Annotated in this window: 13 protein-coding genes and 4 tRNA genes; all 17 read left to right on the plus strand. The window is 62.1% G+C overall.

Annotated features, from left to right (window positions below; all coding sequences use genetic code 11):
* Positions 1 to 21: 21 nt before the first annotated feature.
* The 17 genes from ptsP to rpoC all read left to right on the plus strand — a co-directional run bounded on the left by ptsP (position 22) and on the right by rpoC (position 19,628).
* Positions 22 to 1,809, plus strand: a complete 1,788-nt coding sequence (ptsP, locus tag Herbaro_RS00570; protein WP_275011923.1) for a phosphoenolpyruvate--protein phosphotransferase — start codon at positions 22 to 24, stop codon at positions 1,807 to 1,809.
* A 340-nt stretch (positions 1,810 to 2,149) separates the two neighbouring features.
* The gene (gene metX / locus Herbaro_RS00575; RefSeq protein WP_275011924.1) at positions 2,150 to 3,289 is read left to right on the plus strand and encodes a homoserine O-succinyltransferase MetX; all 1,140 of its coding nucleotides are present in this window, start codon (positions 2,150 to 2,152) and stop codon (positions 3,287 to 3,289) included.
* Positions 3,286 to 3,888, plus strand: coding sequence for a methionine biosynthesis protein MetW (gene metW / locus Herbaro_RS00580; protein WP_275011925.1), 603 nt, complete (start codon positions 3,286 to 3,288; stop codon positions 3,886 to 3,888). The genes metX and metW overlap by 4 nt, the downstream gene beginning before the upstream one ends.
* 108 nt (positions 3,889 to 3,996) lie before the next feature.
* A complete protein-coding gene (locus tag Herbaro_RS00585) occupies positions 3,997 to 5,259 on the plus strand; it encodes an AmpG family muropeptide MFS transporter (protein ID WP_275011926.1) in 1,263 nt (420 codons plus the stop codon).
* Between the two features lie 129 nt (positions 5,260 to 5,388).
* Positions 5,389 to 5,474, plus strand: a tRNA-Tyr gene (locus Herbaro_RS00590).
* A gap of 75 nt (positions 5,475 to 5,549) precedes the next feature.
* A tRNA-Gly gene (locus Herbaro_RS00595) sits at positions 5,550 to 5,623 on the plus strand.
* Positions 5,624 to 5,670: 47 nt separating this feature from the next.
* Positions 5,671 to 5,745, plus strand: a tRNA-Thr gene (locus Herbaro_RS00600).
* Positions 5,746 to 5,827: 82 nt separating this feature from the next.
* Positions 5,828 to 7,018 carry an elongation factor Tu gene (gene tuf, locus Herbaro_RS00605; protein ID WP_275011927.1) on the plus strand — a complete coding sequence of 397 codons (1,191 nt, stop codon included), beginning with the start codon at positions 5,828 to 5,830 and terminating at the stop codon, positions 7,016 to 7,018.
* A gap of 75 nt (positions 7,019 to 7,093) precedes the next feature.
* Positions 7,094 to 7,169: transfer RNA gene (locus Herbaro_RS00610), tRNA-Trp, on the plus strand.
* 32 nt (positions 7,170 to 7,201) lie between these two features.
* On the plus strand, positions 7,202 to 7,582 hold the full coding sequence (gene secE, locus Herbaro_RS00615; protein WP_275011928.1) for a preprotein translocase subunit SecE: 381 nt from the start codon (positions 7,202 to 7,204) through the stop codon (positions 7,580 to 7,582).
* 1 nt (position 7,583) lies between these two features.
* Positions 7,584 to 8,174: a transcription termination/antitermination protein NusG gene (gene nusG, locus Herbaro_RS00620; protein ID WP_446719295.1), complete on the plus strand. Its 591-nt coding sequence runs from the start codon at positions 7,584 to 7,586 to the stop codon at positions 8,172 to 8,174.
* Positions 8,175 to 8,336: 162 nt separating this feature from the next.
* Entirely contained in the window at positions 8,337 to 8,768 is a 432-nt protein-coding gene (gene rplK / locus Herbaro_RS00625; RefSeq protein ID WP_007875265.1) for a 50S ribosomal protein L11, read from the plus strand.
* Positions 8,768 to 9,463 (plus strand): 50S ribosomal protein L1, encoded by a 696-nt coding sequence (rplA, locus tag Herbaro_RS00630; protein WP_275011929.1) that lies wholly within the window; start codon positions 8,768 to 8,770, stop codon positions 9,461 to 9,463. The genes rplK and rplA overlap by 1 nt, the downstream gene beginning before the upstream one ends.
* A 331-nt stretch (positions 9,464 to 9,794) precedes the next feature.
* Positions 9,795 to 10,292 (plus strand): 50S ribosomal protein L10, encoded by a 498-nt coding sequence (gene rplJ, locus Herbaro_RS00635; protein ID WP_275011930.1) that lies wholly within the window; start codon positions 9,795 to 9,797, stop codon positions 10,290 to 10,292.
* A gap of 96 nt (positions 10,293 to 10,388) precedes the next feature.
* Positions 10,389 to 10,769: a 50S ribosomal protein L7/L12 gene (rplL, locus tag Herbaro_RS00640; RefSeq protein ID WP_275011931.1), complete on the plus strand. Its 381-nt coding sequence runs from the start codon at positions 10,389 to 10,391 to the stop codon at positions 10,767 to 10,769.
* A 281-nt stretch (positions 10,770 to 11,050) separates the two neighbouring features.
* Complete coding sequence (rpoB, locus tag Herbaro_RS00645) at positions 11,051 to 15,157, plus strand: DNA-directed RNA polymerase subunit beta (RefSeq protein WP_275011932.1); 4,107 nt, start codon at positions 11,051 to 11,053, stop codon at positions 15,155 to 15,157.
* A gap of 229 nt (positions 15,158 to 15,386) precedes the next feature.
* Positions 15,387 to 19,628, plus strand: coding sequence for a DNA-directed RNA polymerase subunit beta' (gene rpoC, locus Herbaro_RS00650; protein ID WP_275011933.1), 4,242 nt, complete (start codon positions 15,387 to 15,389; stop codon positions 19,626 to 19,628).
* The last annotated feature ends 487 nt before the right edge of the window (positions 19,629 to 20,115 follow it).

Here is a 20,115-nt window from a genome sequence, read left to right on the forward strand (position 1 = left end):
AACCAGGCAGGAGATAACGCGATGGCTTCTTTCAGCTTACATGGAATCGCGGTGTCGCAAGGCATCGCCATCGGACGCGCGCACTTGATGGCGCCGGCCGCGCTGGACGTCAAACATTACCTGATCGCCGACGAGCAGGTCGAGGCCGAGATCGAGCGCCTCAAGAGCGCCATCAAGGCGGTGCACGAAGAGCTGCACGCCATCCGCTCCGACCTCCCCAAGGACGCGCCCGCCGAGCTGGGCGCCTTCATCGACGTACACTCCCTGATCCTGTCGGACCCGATGCTCTCGGAGGTGCCGCAGAACATCATCCGCAACCGCTACTACAACGCCGAGTGGGCGCTGGTCACCCAGATCGACGAGCTCTCGGCGCAGTTCGACGAGATCGAGGATCCGTACCTGCGCGAGCGCAAGGCCGATATCCAGCAGGTCGGCGAGCGCATCCTGAAGGTGCTGACCGGCAGCGCCATTCACCTGCCGCCCACCGGCGAGGCCGCCGCCAACATCATCGTGGTGGCGCACGACATCTCGCCGGCCGACATGCTGCAGTTCCGCGACAGCGCCTTCGCCGGTTTCGTCACCGACCTGGGCGGCCCCAACTCGCACACCGCCATCGTCGCCCGCAGCCTGGACATCCCGGCCGCCGTCGGCATGCACAACGCCTCGGTGCTGGTGAAGCACGACGACCTGCTGATCATTGACGGCGACGCCGGCGTGGTGATCGTCGATCCTTCGCCGCTGGTGCTGGCGCAATACCGCGCGCGCCAGGAGCGCATGCTGCGCGAGCGCAAGAAGCTCTCGCGCCTGAAGAAGACGCCGGCCATCACCCAGGACGGCGAACCGATCACGCTGCTGGCCAACATCGAATTGCCGGCCGACGCCGCCAATGCCTGGGAAGCGGGCGCGATGGGCATCGGCCTGTTCCGTTCCGAATTCCTGTTCATGGGGCGCGCCGGCCATCTCGAGAAATTCCCCAGCGAGGACGAGCAGTTCGAGTCGTACAAGCAGGCGGTGATCGCCATGAAGGGCCGCGTCGTCACCATCCGCACGCTCGATGTGGGCGCCGACAAGCCGTTGGACGAAGACGAGGAAACCGCGCTGAACCCGGCGCTGGGCTTGCGCGCCATCCGCTATTGCCTGTCCGAGCCGCAGATGTTCCTCACGCAGCTGCGCGCCATCCTGCGCGCCTCCGCCTTCGGCCCGATCAAGCTCTTGGTGCCGATGATGGCGCACGCCTTCGAGATCGACCAGACCCTGGCCATCATCGAACAGGCCAAGCAGCAGCTGCGCGAGCGCAAGCAGAAGTTCGACGAGGAGATCCCGGTCGGCGCCATGATCGAGATCCCGGCGGCGGCGCTGGCCTTGCCGCTGTTCATCAAGCGCCTGGATTTCCTCTCCATCGGCACCAACGACCTGATCCAGTACACGCTGGCCATCGACCGCGTCGACCACGAGGTGGCGCACCTCTACGATCCGCTGCATCCGGCGGTGCTGTTCCTGTTGTCGACGGTGATCTCGCAGGGCCGCAAGGCCGGCATCCCGGTCTCGGTGTGCGGCGAAATGGCGGGCGACGTGAAGTGGACGCGCCTGCTGCTGGGCATGGGTTTGCTGGAGTTTTCGATGCATCCCTCGCAGATCCTGTCGGTGAAGAACGAGATCCTCAACAGCGACCTGCGCCTGCTGGAGCCGCAGGTGAAGAAGGTGACGCGCGCCAGCGAGCCGGCCGCCATTGCCGCCGCCATGGCGCAGCTGCAGGCGCTGGTGGCCGAGCCTGAGGTCAAGGAAACCAAGGTCGCGCGGCGCCGCTGACGCGCCGCATATGCGCACCGGGCCGCTCGCGCGCGACCCGGTGCGTTTGACTGGCCCGCCCGACTTGGGTATTCTTACGCCACTGCGCCGATTTGAACGGTTTGACCAACCTCAGCTTGCGGGCGCCGGGAGATTGCTCCCATCTAAATGCGGCTAAAGCGAGCTTGGAGTCAGTTGTTCCCTCCCCAAGACTCTCTCGATACGAGCCCGCAAGCAATGCTTCCGGGCTTTTTTATTGCCCGCCCGAGCAGGTGGCCAACCTTCGCTGAGGCGAAGCGATCGTCCATGTCCGTCGCGCCAGCCGCGACGGCGGACGCCTTGCCACTCAAGCAGAACAATCATGTCGATCGGAATCGTATCGCCCCAGGTCATGCATTTCGCCGAGCCCTTGCCGCTGCAGGGCGGCGCGCAGCTGGCGGATTACTCGCTGACCTATGAGACCTACGGCACGCTCAATGCCGACAAATCCAACGCCGTGCTGGTGTGCCATGCGCTCAACGCCTCGCATCACGTGGCCGGTGTGTATGCCGGGGAGCCGGACAACGTCGGCTGGTGGGACAACATGGTCGGCCCCGGCAAATCGCTGGATACCGACAAGTTCTTCGTCATCGGCGTCAACAACCTCGGCTCCTGTTTCGGCTCGACCGGGCCGATGCACGCCAATCCGGCCACCGGCAAGCCCTACGGCGCCGATTTTCCGGTGGTCACGGTGGAAGACTGGGTCAACGCCCAGGCGCGCCTGGCGGACCGGCTCGGCATCGTCCGCTTCGCCGCGGTGATGGGCGGCTCGCTGGGCGGCATGCAGGCGCTGGCCTGGAGCATGATGTACCCGGACCGCCTGGGCCACTGCCTGGTGATCGCCTCCACGCCCAAGCTGTCGGCGCAGAACATCGCCTTCAACGACGTCGCCCGCCAGGCCATCCTGACCGATCCGCAGTACCACGGCGGCGATTTCTACGCGCACGGCGTGGTGCCCAAGAACGGCCTGCGCGTGGCGCGCATGGTGGGTCATATCACCTACCTGTCGGATGACGACATGGCCGAGAAATTCGGTCGCGACCTGCGCGCCGACAACTATCAATTCGGCTACGGCATTGATTTCGAGATCGAGTCCTACCTGCGCTACCAGGGCGACAAGTTCTCCACCTACTTCGACGCCAACACCTACCTGCTGATCACCAAGGCGCTCGACTACTTCGACCCGGCGCGCGAATTCGGCGGCGACCTGGTCAAGGCGCTGGCGCGCACCAAGGCGCGCTTCCTGCTGGTGTCCTTCACCACCGACTGGCGCTTCTCGCCGGAGCGCAGCCGCGAGATGGTGCAGGCGCTGGTAGCCAACAGGCGCCGCGTGAGCTATGCGGAGATCGACGCGCCGCACGGGCACGACGCTTTCCTGCTGGACGACGCGCGCTACATGGCGGTGGTGCGCGAGTATTACGCAAGCATCTGGAACGAACTGGAGCAGGAGGGCCGCGCATGACTTTCAACGAACTGAGCCAATTGCGCCCCGACCTGGCGTTCATCGCGCATTGGGTGCGCGAGCAATCGAACGTGCTGGACCTGGGCTGCGGCGACGGCGTGATGCTGGACTACTTGCAGACCGACAAGAAATGCGTGGGCTATGGCGTGGAGATCGACGACAACGAGATCCCCAAGTGCGTGGCGCGCGACGTCTCGGTGATCCAGCAGGACCTGAATGGCGGCCTGGCCATGTTCGAGGACAACGCCTTCGACACGGTGCTGTGCCTGTCGGCGCTGCAGATGGTCAAGGATGTGGAGGGCACGCTGCGCGAGATCGCGCGGGTAGGCCGCGAGGCCACCGTCTCCTTCCCCAATTTCGCCTACTGGCCGCACCGCGTGGCGCTCTTGCGGGGGCGCATGCCGGTGTCCAAGACGCTGCCATACCAATGGTATGATACGCCGAACCTGCGCTGCGCCACGATCAGGGATTTCGAGGCGCTGGCCAACGAAGTCGGGCTGGAAGTGCTGGAATGCGTGGCGCTCAAGGACGGCAAGCCGGTGCGTTACCTGCCCAACTGGCGCGGCAGCCTGGCGGTGTTCAGGCTGCGCAAGAAATAAGCTCCCGCCTGCGCGCAGTTCATCCGCAAACGCCGGTCCGACCGCGGCAACGTCCGCCGGCCGCCGGCGTTTTTCTTTTGTCCCTCTGTTCTCTGACTCGGCCCGCCCATGACCGCACCCGCCGCTTCCTGGCGTCAATACCTCAACCGGCGCATGCTGATCTGCGTCTTCCTCGGCTTCACTTCCGGACTGCCGCTGTTCATCCTGCTGTCGCTGCTGCAGGCCTGGCTGGCCAAGTCGGGCCTGAACGTGAAGACGCTCGGCCTGTTCGCGCTGGTGATGTTCCCCTATACCTGGAAGTTCGTCTGGTCGCCGCTGATGGATCGCTTCCACTTCGGCCGCATGGGGCGCCGTCGCGGCTGGATGTTCGTCACCCAGCTGCTGCTGTTCCTGGGCATCGGCGCCATGGGCATGCTCGACCCGCTGACCGAGGTCGGCACGATCGCCTTCATGGCCTCGGTAGTGGCTTTCCTCTCGGCCAGCCAGGACATCGCCATCGACGCCTATCGGCGCGAGATCCTGCCCGATGAAGAGCTGGGCCTGGGCAGCGCCATCCACGTCAACGCCTACAAGCTTTCCGGCATGGTGCCCGGGGCGCTGTCGCTGGTGCTGGCCGACCGCATGCCCTGGGCCAGCGTATTCTGGGTGACCGCGGCCTTCATGCTGCCCGGCTTGCTGTGTTCGCTGCTGGTCAAGGAGCCCAAGGTCTACGGCGCGCCCCCCAGGAGCCTGTCGGACGCGGTGGTGCTGCCGTTCCGCGAGTTCATCGCGCGTGGCGGCTGGGGCAACGCGCTGTGGGTGCTGGGCTTCATCTTCCTCTACAAGCTGGGCGACAGCATGGCCACCGCGCTGGCCACCAAGTTCTACATCGACCTCGGTTTCTCGATGACCGAGATCGGCGTGGTCTCCAAGACCACCAGCCTGTGGGCCAGCGTGGCCGGCGGCATCCTGGGCGGCATCTGGATGGTGCGGCTGGGCATCAATCGCGGGCTGTGGGTGTTCGGCGTGCTGCAGGCCATCCCCATCCTCGGCTTTGCCTGGCTGGCCCACGTCGGCACCAGCCTGCCCGTGCTGGCGGCGGTGATCGGGGTGGAAGCCTTCGGCGTGGGCCTGGGCACCACCGCTTTCGTCGCCTACATCATGCGCGAGACCGACCCGCGCTATACCGCGACGCAGTTCGCGCTGTTCACCAGCTTGATGGCCGTACCACGGACTTTCGTCAATTCTTCGGTCGGTTACATCGTGGCGGAAACCGGCTGGCTAAATTTTTTTCTAATTTGCTTCGTTCTAGCCTTGCCTGGAATGCTGATGTTGCCTAGAATTGCGCCCTGGAATGAAAAGCCGGTTGAGTCGCAGACAACAAAAGCCTGAAGATTCGAAAAAACGTCGCGATTCGTTCCCGAGAGCAACTCTCGGTATGCCACTAAAAATATTTGCCTTGCCTCTTGTTTTTGGTTGACAACATGAAGTTGTTACTCTATAGTTTTGAGTTCCCTGCGCGGAGAGGTGGCCGAGTGGTTAATGGCAGCAGACTGTAAATCTGCCCTCTTACGAGTACGCTGGTTCGAATCCAGCCCTCTCCACCATTAGGCGGGAAGTAAAAAGAAGTTGAAGTTCGCGGTCGAAAGACGCGGCGGATGTGAAGTGAAAGTTGTTTCCTCGCGGGTGTAGCTCAATGGTAGAGCTGAAGCCTTCCAAGCTTAAGACGAGGGTTCGATTCCCTTCACCCGCTCCAAGTTTTGGTCCGGTTGCATGTTTGGTTGTTGTGCAGTCGGCAAAAATGCCCTTGTAGCTCAGTGGTAGAGCACTCCCTTGGTAAGGGAGAGGCCACGTGTTCAATCCACGTCAAGGGCACCAGTTTTGAGTCGTATCGCTAGAGCAGGTCAGCAATCAGTCGGGCGTATTGCCTGGACATTCTCATCAAATTTAGGAGTCTAAAATGGCAAAAGGCAAGTTTGAGCGGACCAAGCCGCACGTGAACGTTGGCACCATCGGCCACGTTGACCACGGCAAGACCACGCTGACTGCAGCGATCGCAACGGTTCTGTCGAAGAAGTTCGGCGGCGAAGCGAAGGCATACGACCAGATCGACGCGGCACCTGAAGAAAAGGCCCGCGGCATCACCATCAACACCGCACACGTCGAATACGAAACCGCCAACCGCCACTACGCTCACGTTGACTGCCCCGGCCACGCCGACTACGTCAAGAACATGATCACCGGCGCAGCGCAGATGGACGGCGCGATCCTGGTGTGCTCGGCCGCTGACGGCCCGATGCCCCAGACCCGCGAACACATCCTGCTGTCGCGTCAGGTTGGCGTTCCTTACATCATCGTCTTCCTGAACAAGGCCGACATGGTGGACGACGCCGAGCTGCTGGAGCTGGTGGAAATGGAAGTGCGCGAACTGTTGTCGAAGTACGAGTTCCCCGGCGACGACCTGCCCATCGTGAAGGGTTCGGCCAAGCTGGCGCTGGAAGGCGACACCGGTCCCCTGGGCGAGCAAGCGATCATGGCCCTGGCCGAAGCGCTGGACACCTACATCCCGACGCCGGAACGTGCCGTTGACGGTACCTTCCTGATGCCGGTGGAAGACGTGTTCTCGATCTCGGGCCGCGGCACCGTGGTGACCGGTCGCGTTGAGCGCGGCGTGGTCAAGGTCGGCGAAGAAATCGAAATCGTCGGTATCCGCGACACCGTGAAGACCACCTGCACCGGCGTGGAAATGTTCCGCAAGCTGCTGGACCAGGGTCAGGCTGGCGACAACGTCGGCGTGCTGCTGCGCGGCACCAAGCGTGAAGACGTGGAGCGTGGCCAGGTTCTGGCCAAGCCGGGTTCGATCAAGCCGCACAAGCACTTCACCGGCGAGATCTATGTTCTGTCGAAGGACGAAGGCGGCCGTCACACCCCGTTCTTCAACAACTACCGCCCGCAGTTCTACTTCCGCACCACCGACGTGACCGGTGCGATCGAACTGCCGGAAGGCAAGGAAATGGTCATGCCTGGCGACAACGTGTCGATCACCGTCAAGCTGATCAACCCGATCGCCATGGAAGAAGGTCTGCGTTTCGCTATCCGTGAAGGCGGTCGTACCGTCGGCGCCGGCGTCGTCGCCAAGATCTTCGACTAAGATCAAGCTGTAAAACACCTTGCCGCGATGCGAATTTCGTATCGCGGCATTCGTGTCTCAATCGCGAGTTTTCGTAGGGGCGTAGCTCAATTGGCAGAGCGTCGGTCTCCAAAACCGAAGGTTGGGGGTTCGATGCCCTCCGCCCCTGCCACCGAATCTGGTGCAGGGTACAGAAAGTAAGCAATGTCTAACCAGCCAGTCCAAACCGTCAACACCTCCAACGACAAGATCAAGATTGCATTGGCAATCGTGGCGGTCGTCGCGGGCGTGGTCGGTTTTTTTGTGTTGTCTGATCAGTCCACTCCCGTGCGCGCTGTCGCTCTGGTGGCCGGTCTGCTGGTGGCTGTGGCATTTGCCTGGACCTCTGCGCAAGGCCGCGGCTTCGTCGGTTTCGCCAAGGAGTCCGTGCGCGAAACCAAGAAGGTCGTCTGGCCCACCCGCAAGGAAGCGATGCAGATCACCGCAGTGGTGTTCGCATTCGTGCTGATCATGGCGATCTTCCTGTGGGGCACGGACAAGCTGCTCGAGTTCCTGTTGTACGACGTAATTTTGGGCTGGAAATAACATGAGCGATAGCACACAAGACAGCGCACCGATTGGTGCGCAAAGCGTTTCAGGCGCAGGAAAAATGCGCTGGTACGTGGTGCATGCATATTCGGGCATGGAAAAGAGCGTTCAGCGTGCGTTGACCGAGCGTATCGCTCGCGCGGGCATGCAGGAACAGTTCGGCCAGATCCTGGTGCCGACTGAAGAAGTCGTCGATATGAAGAACGGTCACAAGTCGGTGACCGAGCGCCGTTTCTTCCCGGGCTATGTCCTGGTGGAAATGGAAATGACCGACGAGACCTGGCACCTGGTGAAGAACACCAGCAAGGTGACCGGTTTCATCGGCGGCAAGTCCAATCGCCCGACCCCGCTGCCGCAGCGCGAAGTCGATGCGCTGATCCGCCAGATGCAGGAAGGCGTCGAGAAGCCGCGTCCGAAGGTGCTCTACGAAGTCGGCGAAATGGTGCGCATCAAGGAAGGCCCGTTCACCGATTTCAACGGCAACGTCGAAGAAGTGAACTACGAAAAATCGCGCGTGCGCGTGTCGGTCACCATCTTCGGTCGCGCCACCCCGGTCGAGCTCGAATTCGGCCAGCTGGAAAAAGTCTGATCCCTTTCGCGGAATCCCACTTTTCTCTGAACCAGACATAGCGCCCGCAGGAGCGCATCGGACGGGTATCCCCGCTCGGTCAATCCGGCAAACCGAGGAGCCAAAGTAAGGAGCCGCAAGGCGAATGAACCGGCGCTAAAACTCAATCACTAAGGAGCCGTCATGGCAAAGAAAATCATCGGTTTTATCAAGCTGCAAGTGCCAGCTGGTAAAGCCAACCCGTCCCCCCCGATCGGTCCTGCGCTGGGTCAGCGCGGCCTGAACATCATGGAATTCTGCAAGGCCTTCAACGCGCAAACGCAAGGCGTTGAGCCGGGTCTGCCGATTCCGGTCGTGATCACCGCCTTCGCGGACAAGTCCTTCACCTTCGTGATGAAGACTCCGCCGGCAACGATCCTGATCAAGAAGGCCGCCGGCATCCAGAAGGGTTCCGCCAAGCCGCATACCGACAAGGTCGGCAAGATCACCCGCAAGCAAGCGGAAGAGATCGCAACCCAGAAGAAGCCGGACCTGACCGCTGCTGATCTGGAAGCTGCAGTGCGCACCATCGCTGGTTCCGCACGTTCGATGGGCATCACGGTGGAGGGTCTGTAATGGCTAAGGTATCCAAGCGCATGAAGGCATTGAAGGAAAAGGTCGACCGCACCAAGGCCTATCCGTTCGACAACGCCGTTTCCCTGATCAAGGAATTCGCCACCGCCAAGTTCAACGAGTCGATCGACGTCGCCGTTCAACTGGGCGTGGACGCCAAGAAGTCGGACCAGGTTGTTCGCGGTTCCGTGGTTCTGCCCGCAGGCACCGGCAAGAGCGTGCGTGTGGCCGTGTTCGCCTCGGGCGACAAGGCTGAGGCTGCCAAGGCAGCCGGCGCCGACGTGGTCGGCATGGAAGATCTGGCAGAGCGCGTGAAGGCCGGCGACATGCCGTTCGACATCGTGATCGCTTCGCCGGACACCATGCGTATCGTCGGCACCCTGGGTCAGATCCTGGGCCCCCGCGGCCTGATGCCGAACCCGAAGGTCGGCACCGTGACCCCGGACGTCGCTACCGCCGTCAAGAACGCCAAGGCTGGCCAGGTGCAATACCGTACTGACAAGTCCGGCATCATCCACGCCACCATCGGCCGCAAGTCGTTCAGCGACGCCGATCTGAAGGCCAACCTGCTGGCCCTGATCGATGCCCTGAACAAGGCCAAGCCGGCCACCAGCAAGGGTATCTACGTGCGCAAGATCGCTCTGTCGTCCACCATGGGCGCCGGCGTGCGTATCGACCAGGCTTCCCTGGCCGGCTAAGAAGGAATCAAGTCCCCGTTCTCCGATTGGAGCGCGGGGCGCATCTTTGGGCTGCAGCGCTTGATTTCATCGATCGCTGCAGGCAGTCAAAGACCGTTGGGCGGACGCCGGTGGCAACAATGCCGGAAAAAGTTAAACAGGGCGCATGCAAATGCAATCAACCCAACGCAGATGGTGAACCCGAACAAGTTTCGTAGTCTCAAGCGGTAAATGGAGCTTTGCTCTATGCTGCGATGAACTCCTAAACCTCGGACGCCGTGTTCGAACCGGTGCAAGGCAAGCAGGCATCTTCGTCTGTGTCGTCGCTGAGCACTATTTTTGGAGGTTGATCTTGAGTCTCAATCTGAATGACAAAAAGGCCGTCGTCGCCGAAGTTTCCGCGAAAGTTGCAACCGCGCAAACTATCGTCGTGGCCGAATACCGTGGCATCCAGGTTGGTTCCTTGACGCAACTGCGCGCACAAGCGCGTGCCCAAGGCGTGTACCTGCGCGTGTTGAAAAACACGCTGGCTCGTCGCGCTGTTGAAGGCACCCAGTTTGCCGACCTCGCCCCGCAACTGACCGGTCCGCTGATCTACTCGATCTCGGAAGACGCCGTGGCCGCTGCCAAAGTCGTGTCCGACTTTGCCAAGACCAACGACAAGCTGGTTGTGAAGGCAGGTAACTTCGCAGGCAAGCAGCTGGATAAGGCTGCTGTCGCCGCGTTGGCAAACATCCCGAGCCGCGAGGTTCTGCTGGCCCAAGTGTTGGGCATGATGCAGGCTCCCGTGTCGGGCTTCGTGCGTGGCCTGGCTGCCCTGGCAGCCAAGAAGGAAGCCGAAGCCGCGTAAGGCGCCGGCCGCCAGCGGCGGCCAGCCCCGCAGTTTCGATGCTTTCGCGTCACTACCAATCTGATGTTATTACCGAAATAAATTTAGGAGTTTCAAATGGCAATTAGCAAAGAAGAGATCCTGGAAGCCGTTGGCGCGCTGTCCGTGATGGAACTGAATGACCTGGTCAAGGCATTCGAAGAAAAGTTCGGCGTTTCCGCAGCCGCTATGGCCGCTCCGGCCGCTGGTGGCGGTGCTGGCGGCGGTGCTGCCGCTGCTGAAGAGCAGACCGAATTCACCGTGGTTCTGGCTGAAGTCGGCGCCAACAAGGTCGGCGTCATCAAGGCCGTGCGTGAAATCACCGGCCTGGGCCTGAAGGAAGCCAAGGATCTGGTCGACGGCGCACCGAAGCCAGTGAAGGAAGGCATCGCCAAGGCTGACGCCGAAGCTGCCAAGAAGAAGCTGGAAGAAGCCGGCGCCAAGGCCGAACTGAAGTAATTCACTTGCCTGTCAAGGCGAGTTTGTTGCTCCGGAGTCAAAGTGCAGAATCCCTTGAAAAAGGGATTCGGCTTTGGCTCCTTTGTCGTTTCTTATTTTTGTTCGTCGTATTGGTGCGCTGCAATCTTCCGATGCCGGAATAGTAAGCGCGAACGAGGCAAAAAACTAGGGTGGAAACTTGAAGATTTGAGTTGTCGGTTATCCGGGCCAGCTTCACCGCCGGCCGGCCGGTTTGATCGAATCTTGAATTATCTATCCTTCCTGTCACTCACGGAGTGTCCATGCACTACTCATTTACTGAGAAGAAGCGCATTCGCAAATCCTTCGCGAAACGCGCAAACGTCCACAACGTTCCGTTCCTGCTTGCGACTCAGATCGAGTCGTACCAGAATTTCCTGCAACCCGAGCGCAGCGCTTCGGAGCGCAAGAACGAAGGCCTGCAATCCGCCTTCTCCTCGATTTTTCCCATCGTCTCGCACAACGGTTTTGCGCGACTCGAATTCCTTTCCTACGTGCTGGGTGCTCCTCCGTTCGACGTGAAAGAGTGCCAGCAGCGTGGCCTGACCTTCGCTTCGCCGCTGCGCGCCAAGGTGCGCCTGGTGATCCTGGACCGTGAATCGCCGACCAAGCCGGTGGTCAAGGAAATGAAGGAACAGGAAGTCTACATGGGCGAACTGCCCCTGATGACGACTACCGGTTCGTTCGTGATCAACGGCACCGAGCGCGTCATCGTGTCCCAGCTGCACCGTTCGCCGGGCGTGTTCTTCGAGCACGACCGCGGCAAGACGCACTCGTCGGGCAAGCTGCTGTTCTCGGCGCGCATCATTCCTTACCGCGGCTCGTGGCTGGACTTCGAATTCGATCCGAAGGACATCCTGTTCTTCCGCGTCGACCGCCGCCGCAAGATGCCCGTCACGATCCTGCTCAAGGCCATCGGCATGACGTCCGAGCAGATCCTGGCGAACTTCTTCGTGTTCGACAATTTCAACCTGCACGCCGAAGGCGCCGACATGGAGTTCGTCTCCGAGCGCCTGCGCGGTGAAGTCGCGCGTTTCGACATCACCGACAAGTCGGGCAAGGTGATGGTCGCCAAGGACAAGCGCATCAACGCCAAGCACGTGCGCGACATCGAAGCCGCCGGCATCAAGCACATCTCGGTTCCCGAGGACTACCTGCTGGGCCGCGTGCTGGCCAAGAACATCGTCGATCCCGACACCGGCGAAGTCATCGCCGTGGCCAACGATGAGCTGACCGAAGAACTGCTGGCCAAGCTGCGCGAATCCAACATCGCCACCATCCAGACGCTGTACACCAACGACCTGGACCAGGGCAGCTACATCTCGTCGACCCTGCGCACCGACGACACCGCCGACCAGACCGCCGCACGCGTGGCGATCTACCGCATGATGCGTCCCGGCGAGCCGCCGACCGAAGAGTCGGTGGAGGCGCTGTTCAACGGCCTGTTCTACAGCGAAGACCGCTACGACCTGTCGGCCGTGGGCCGCATGAAGTTCAACCGCCGCGTGAGCCGCGACGAGCTGACCGGCACCATGACCCTGTCCAACGAGGACATCCTGGCGGTCATCAAGATCCTGGTCGAGCTGCGCAACGGCCGCGGCGAAGTCGATGACATCGATCACCTGGGCAACCGCCGCGTGCGTTGCGTGGGCGAGCTGGCCGAAAACCAGTTCCGCGCAGGCCTGGTGCGCGTCGAGCGCGCCGTCAAGGAACGCCTGGGCCAAGCCGAGGCGGACAACCTGATGCCGCACGACCTGATCAACTCCAAGCCGATCTCGGCCGCAATCCGCGAGTTCTTCGGTTCGTCGCAGCTGTCGCAGTTCATGGACCAGACCAACCCGCTGTCGGAAATCACGCACAAGCGCCGCGTTTCCGCCCTGGGCCCTGGCGGCCTGACCCGCGAACGCGCCGGCTTCGAAGTGCGCGACGTGCACCCGACCCACTACGGCCGCGTGTGCCCGATCGAAACGCCTGAAGGCCCGAACATCGGCCTGATCAACTCGCTGGCGCTGTATGCCCGCCTGAACGAATACGGCTTCCTGGAAACCCCGTACCGCAAGGTCGAGGGCAGCAAGGTCACCAACCAGATCGACTATCTGTCGGCCATCGAAGAAGGCCGCTATGTGATCGCCCAGGCCAACGCCACCATCGACGCCGGCGGCAAGCTGTCCGATGAACTGGTGTCGGCGCGTGAAGCCGGCGAAACCATCCTGGTCTCGCCGGAGCGCGTGCAGTACATGGACGTGGCCCCGGGCCAGGTGGTGTCGGTGGCGGCTTCGCTGATCCCGTTCCTCGAGCACGATGACGCGAACCGCGCATTGATGGGCGCCAACATGCAGCGCCAGGCCGTGCCTTGCCTGCGTCCGGAAAAGCCGCTGGTCGGCACCGGCATCGAGCGCACCGTGGCGGTTGACTCGGGCACCACCGTGCAGGCGCTGCGCGGCGGCGTGGTCGACTACGTCGACGCCGGCCGTGTGGTGATCCGCGTGAACGACGACGAGGCGCAAGCCGGCGAAGTCGGCGTGGACATCTACAACCTGATCAAGTACACCCGTTCCAACCAGAACACCAACATCAACCAGCGTCCGATCGTCAAGGTGGGCGACCGCGTTGCGAAGCATGACGTGATCGCCGACGGCGCATCGACCGACCTGGGCGAACTGGCCCTGGGCCAGAACATGCTGGTGGCCTTCATGCCGTGGAACGGCTACAACTTCGAAGACTCGATCCTGATCTCCGAGAAGGTCGTGGCCGACGACCGCTACACCTCGATCCACATCGAGGAACTGTCGGTGGTCGCACGTGACACCAAGCTGGGCGCGGAAGAAATCACCCGCGACATCTCGAACCTGGCTGAGAACCAACTGGCTCGCCTGGACGAGTCCGGCATCACCTACATCGGCGCTGAAGTCGAAGCAGGCGATACCCTGGTCGGCAAGGTCACCCCGAAGGGCGAGACCCAGCTGACGCCGGAAGAGAAGCTGCTGCGCGCGATCTTCGGCGAGAAGGCTTCCGACGTGAAGGACACCTCGCTGCGCGTGCCTTCGGGCATGGTCGGCACCGTCATCGACGTGCAGGTGTTCACCCGCGAAGGCATCCAGCGCGACAAGCGCGCCCAGCAGATCATCGACGATGAACTCAAGCGCTACCGCCTGGACCTGAACGACCAGCTGCGTATCGTGGAAGGCGACGCCTTCCAGCGTCTGGAACGCCTGCTGATCGGCAAGGTCGCCAATGGCGGCCCGAAGAAGCTGGTCAAGGGCACCAAGCTGGACAAGGCTTACCTGGACGACCTGGACAAGTACCATTGGTTCGACATCCGTCCGGCCGACGACGACATGGCCAACGCCCTGGAAGCGATCAAGGAATCGATCGCCGAGAAGCGTCACCAGTTCGACCTGGCCTTCGAAGAGAAGCGCAAGAAGCTGACCCAGGGCGACGAACTGCCGCCAGGCGTGCAGAAGATGGTCAAGGTCTACCTGGCCGTGAAGCGTCGCCTGCAGCCCGGCGACAAGATGGCGGGTCGTCACGGCAACAAGGGTGTGGTGTCGCGCATCCTGCCGATCGAAGACATGCCGCACATGGCCGACGGCACCCCTGCCGACATCGTGCTGAACCCGCTGGGCGTGCCGTCGCGCATGAACGTGGGTCAGGTGCTGGAAGTCCACCTGGGCTGGGCCGCCAAGGGTCTGGGCCTGCGCCTGGGCGAGATGGTGCAGGCGCAAGCCAAGGTCGCGGAACTGCGCAAGTTCCTGACCACCATCTACAACGAGTCGGGCAAGCAGGAAGAGCTGGACAAGTTCAGCGACGATGAGATCGTCGAGCTGGTGGCCAACCTGAAGAAGGGCGTGCCTTTCGCCACCCCGGTGTTCGACGGCGCGCACGAAAAGGAAACCCGTCGCATGCTGGACCTGGCGTATCCGGATCCGGTCGCCAAGCAGCTGGGCATGACCCCGTCGAAGAACCAGGTCACGATGTACGACGGCCGCACCGGCGAAGCTTTCGAGCGCACCGTCACCGTCGGCTACATGCACTACCTGAAGCTGCACCACTTGGTCGACGACAAGATGCACGCCCGCTCCACCGGCCCGTACTCGCTGGTGACCCAGCAGCCGCTGGGCGGCAAGGCGCAGTTCGGCGGCCAGCGTTTCGGCGAAATGGAAGTCTGGGCGCTGGAAGCTTACGGCGCATCGTACGTCCTGCAGGAAATGCTGACCGTGAAGTCCGACGACGTGAACGGCCGTACCAAGGTCTACGAGAACCTGGTCAAGGGCGATCACGTGATCGACGCCGGCATGCCGGAGTCGTTCAACGTGCTGGTGAAGGAAATCCGTTCGCTGGGTATCGACATCGACCTGGAACGCGAATGATGTAACGGGGCGCCGCGGCCGGAGTGAAAACTCCGCCGCGCGCCCCGCCGGTTCGTCCGGCCAACAAGAATTCAGAAGTCAAGGCAGTTAGGCCGGGGAGGTCTGTCCCGGTACCGGTGGAACCGCAAAGCACGAGGTTTTGCAGGCTCTCCCGCCGGTGCGAACAGGGTTCAGCAGGGTGAACCGGCCACACGTAAATTTAGTTTTTTCACGCCAACTGGAGTGATACATGAAAGCACTGCTCGATCTATTCAAGCAAGTCCAGCAAAACGAACAGTTCGACGCCATCAAGATCGGCCTGGCGTCGCCTGAGAAAATCCGTTCGTGGTCCTACGGCGAAGTCAAGAAGCCGGAAACCATCAACTACCGTACCTTCAAGCCTGAGCGCGACGGCCTGTTCTGCGCCAAGATCTTCGGCCCCATCAAGGACTACGAGTGCCTGTGCGGCAAGTACAAGCGCCTGAAGCACCGCGGCGTGATCTGCGAGAAGTGCGGCGTTGAAGTCACGCTGGCCAAGGTGCGCCGTGAGCGCATGGGCCACATCGAGCTGGCCTCGCCGACCGCCCACATCTGGTTCCTGAAGTCCCTGCCGTCCCGCCTGGGCATGGTGCTGGACATGACCCTGCGCGACATCGAACGCGTGCTGTACTTCGAAGCCTACGTCGTGACCGATCCCGGCATGACCCCGCTGAAGAAGTGCCAGATCATGTCCGAGGACGACTACGCCGCCAAGTACGAAGAGTACGGCGACGACTTCGTCGCGTTCATGGGCGCCGAAGGCATCCGCGAACTGCTGCGCTCGATCGATATCGACCGCGACGCCGAGACCCTGCGCCAGGAACTGAAGGAATCCAAGTCCGAAGCCAAGATCAAGAAGTACGCCAAGCGCCTGAAGGTGCTGGAGGCGTTCCAGCGCTCGGGCATCAAGCCCGACTGGATGATCATGGAAGTGCTGCCGGTGCTGCCGCCGGAACTGCGTCCGCTGGTGCCGCTGGACGGCGGCCGCTTCGCGACCTCCGACCTGAACGACCTGTACCGCCGCGTGATCAACCGCAACAATCGCCTGAAGCGATTGATGGAGCTGCGCGCGCCTGAAATCATCACGCGCAACGAAAAGCGCATGCTGCAGGAAGCGGTCGACTCGCTGCTGGACAACGGCCGTCGCGGCAAGGCGATGACCGGCGCCAACAAGCGTCCGCTGAAGTCGCTGGCTGAAATGATCAAGGGCAAGGGCGGCCGTTTCCGTCAGAACTTGCTGGGCAAGCGCGTCGACTACTCGGGCCGTTCGGTCATCGTGGTGGGTCCGCAGTTGAAGCTGCACCAGTGCGGCCTGCCCAAGCTGATGGCGCTCGAATTGTTCAAGCCCTTCATCTTCAACAAGCTGGAACTGATGGGTCTGTCGACCACCATCAAGGCCGCCAAGAAGCTGGTGGAAGCGCAAGAGCCGGTGGTCTGGGACATCCTGGAAGAAGTCATCCGCGAACACCCGGTCATGCTCAACCGCGCGCCGACGCTGCACCGCCTGGGCATCCAGGCGTTCGAGCCGGTCCTGATCGAAGGCAAGGCGATCCAGCTGCACCCGCTGGTTTGCGCCGCGTTCAACGCCGACTTCGACGGCGACCAGATGGCCGTTCACGTGCCGCTGTCGATCGAAGCGCAGATGGAAGCCCGCACCCTGATGCTGGCCTCCAACAACATCCTGTTCCCGTCCAACGGCGAACCGTCGATCGTGCCGTCGCAGGATATCGTGCTGGGCCTGTACTACGCCTCGCGTGAAGCCATCAACGGCAAGAACGAAGGCATGATGTTCCCGGACGTGTCCGAAGTCATTCGCGCCTACGACAACAAGGAAGTCGAGCTGGCCACGCGTATCACGGTGCGTATCACCGAATACGCCAAGACCGCGACTCCGGGCGAGTTCGAGAAGCTGATCAAGCGCTACGAGACCACCGTCGGCCGCGCCATCCTGTCCGAGATCCTGCCCAAGGGCCTGCCGTTCTCGGTGCTGAACCGCGCGCTGAAGAAGAAGGAAATCTCGAAGCTGATCAATACGTCGTTCCGCAAGTGCGGCCTGCGCGCCACCGTCGTGTTCGCCGACCAGCTGATGCAGTCGGGCTTCCGCCTGGCGACCCGCGCCGGTATCTCCATCTGCGTGGACGACATGCTGGTGCCGCCGCAAAAGGCGACCCTGATCGCCGCCGCGGAATCGGAAGTCAAGCAGATCGAGCAGCAATACGCCTCCGGTCTGGTGACCGCCGGCGAGCGTTACAACAAGGTGGTGGACATCTGGGGCAAGGCCGGCGACGAAGTCGGCAAGGCCATGATGGACCAGCTGAAGGTGGAAGACGTCGTCACCCGCGAAGGCAAGAAGACCACTCAGGAATCGTTCAACGCGATTTACATGATGGCCGACTCCGGCGCCCGTGGTTCGGCCGCCCAGATCCGCCAGCTGGCCGGTATGCGCGGCCTGATGGCCAAGCCTGACGGCTCCATCATCGAAACGCCGATTACCGCGAACTTCCGCGAAGGCCTGAACGTTCTGCAGTACTTCATCTCGACGCACGGCGCCCGTAAGGGTCTGGCCGACACCGCGCTGAAGACCGCGAACTCCGGTTACCTGACCCGTCGCCTGGTGGACGTGACCCAGGATCTGGTCGTGATCGAGGATGATTGCGGCACTTCCAACGGCGCGGCCATGAAGGCCCTGGTCGAAGGCGGTGAAGTCATCGAAGCGCTGCGCGACCGTATCCTCGGCCGCGTCGCCGCCACCGACGTCATCAATCCGGAAGACCAGGCTACCCTGTACGAAGCCGGCACCCTGATGGACGAAGACAAGGTCGAAGAGATCGAGCGTCTGGGCATCGACGAAGTGAAGGTTCGCACCCCGCTGACCTGCGACACCCGCTATGGCCTGTGCGCCAAGTGCTACGGCCGCGACCTGGGCCGCGGCCTGCTGGTCAACTCCGGCGAAGCGGTCGGCGTGATCGCCGCGCAGTCGATCGGCGAACCGGGCACCCAGCTGACCATGCGTACCTTCCACATCGGTGGTGCGGCGTCGCGTGCGGCAGTGGCATCCTCGGTGGAAGCCAAGTCCAACGGCACGGTTCGCTTCACCGCGACCATGCGCTACGTGACCAACGGCAAGGGCGAGCAGATCGTCATTTCGCGTTCCGGCGAAGTGCTGATCACCGACGACCTGGGCCGTGAGCGCGAGCGTCACAAAGTGCCGTACGGCGCGACGCTGATCGTCAAGGATGGCCTGACGATCAAGGCCGGCACCGCGCTGGCAACCTGGGATCCGCTGACCCGTCCTATCATCACCGAGTACACCGGTACCGTGAAGTTCGAGAACGTGGAAGAGGGCTCCACCGTGGCCAAGCAGATCGACGAAGTCACCGGTCTGTCGACCCTGGTGGTCATCGACGCCAAGCGTCGCGGTCCGTCGTCGAAGGTGCAGCGTCCGCAGGTCAAGCTGTTGAACGAACAGGGCGAAGAAGTGAAGATCGCCGGCACCGAACACTCGGTGACCATCGGCTTCCAGGTCGGCGCGCTGATCACCGTCAAGGACGGCCAGCAAGTGACCGTGGGCGAAGTTCTGGCGCGTATCCCGACCGAATCGCAGAAGACCCGTGACATTACCGGCGGTCTGCCGCGCGTGGCCGAATTGTTCGAAGCGCGTTCGCCGAAGGACGCCGGCATGCTGGCCGAAGTCACCGGTACCGTTGCATTCGGCAAGGAAACCAAGGGCAAGCAGCGCCTGGAAATCACCGATATGGAAGGCACCAAGCACGAGTTCCTGATCACCAAGGACAAGCAAGTGCTGGTGCACGACGGCCAGGTGGTGAACAAGGGCGAAATGATCGTGGACGGCCCGGCCGATCCGCAGGACATCCTGCGCCTCCTGGGTATCGAAGCGCTGGCGCGTTACATCGTCGACGAAGTGCAGGACGTGTACCGTCTGCAGGGCGTGAAGATCAACGACAAGCACATCGAAGTGATCGTGCGCCAGATGCTGCGCCGCGTGCAAGTGGTGGAGCCGGGCGACACCAACTACATCACCGGTGAGCAGGTCGAGCGTTCGGAACTGCTGGACGAGAACGATCGCGTGAACGCCGAAGGCAAGCTGCCGGCGACTTACGAGAACGTCCTGCTGGGTATTACCAAGGCATCGCTGTCGACCGACTCGTTCATCTCGGCCGCATCGTTCCAGGAAACCACCCGCGTGCTGACCGAAGCCGCAATCATGGGCAAGAAGGACGGCCTGCGCGGCCTGAAGGAAAATGTGATCGTCGGCCGCCTGATCCCGGCCGGCACCGGTCTCGCGTTCCACCGCGCCCGCAAGGAGAAGGATGTCTGGGAAGCCGAAGAGCGCGCAGCACTGCTCGAAGCCGAACGCAACGCTCCTGTCGGCGCCGAGGGCGAGGAAGTCTCCTCGACCGAAGCCATCGGCGGCAACGAAGGCCAGGTCTGAATGGACCGCTGAAGCGATCGGCGTGCAGGTCGCTTGGCATTGAGCGCTGAGCAAGGAAAACGGCGCCGGAAGAAATTCCGGCGCCGTTTTTTTACGCGTTGCCGCTCACTCCCGATTTGCCGCGCATCGCTGGTTTTGCACGCCCGGCATGTCGCGCAGCCTGGTCGCGGGATGGAGAAACGTGGCCTGGCGCAGCCCGGCCGATCCTTCGCTGGGACGGAGGATCCGGTGCATGGAGGAAATATTGCTTTTATGCAATGCAATAAGCGTCGCAAAATGGCCTCAAGCAGGCCCCGGCTGCCTCAAAAGCCCGCTCCAGGTTGACCGGACGGTCTTTCAGGCATATACTCGCGAGTTCTCGAATTTAGGCTCGCCCGGGCTTATGCGTTCTTTGGTCTGATGTCTCGCTGTTGCGACGCACTCTCCCTTCCGGTCTTGAATCGAATGCGCGGTTTTCCGCGTGAAAGTTTTCCGTGGTTCCGGGCAA

The sequence above is a fragment of the Herbaspirillum sp. WKF16 genome, assembly GCF_028993615.1.
GTDB lineage: Bacteria > Pseudomonadota > Gammaproteobacteria > Burkholderiales > Burkholderiaceae_D > Herbaspirillum.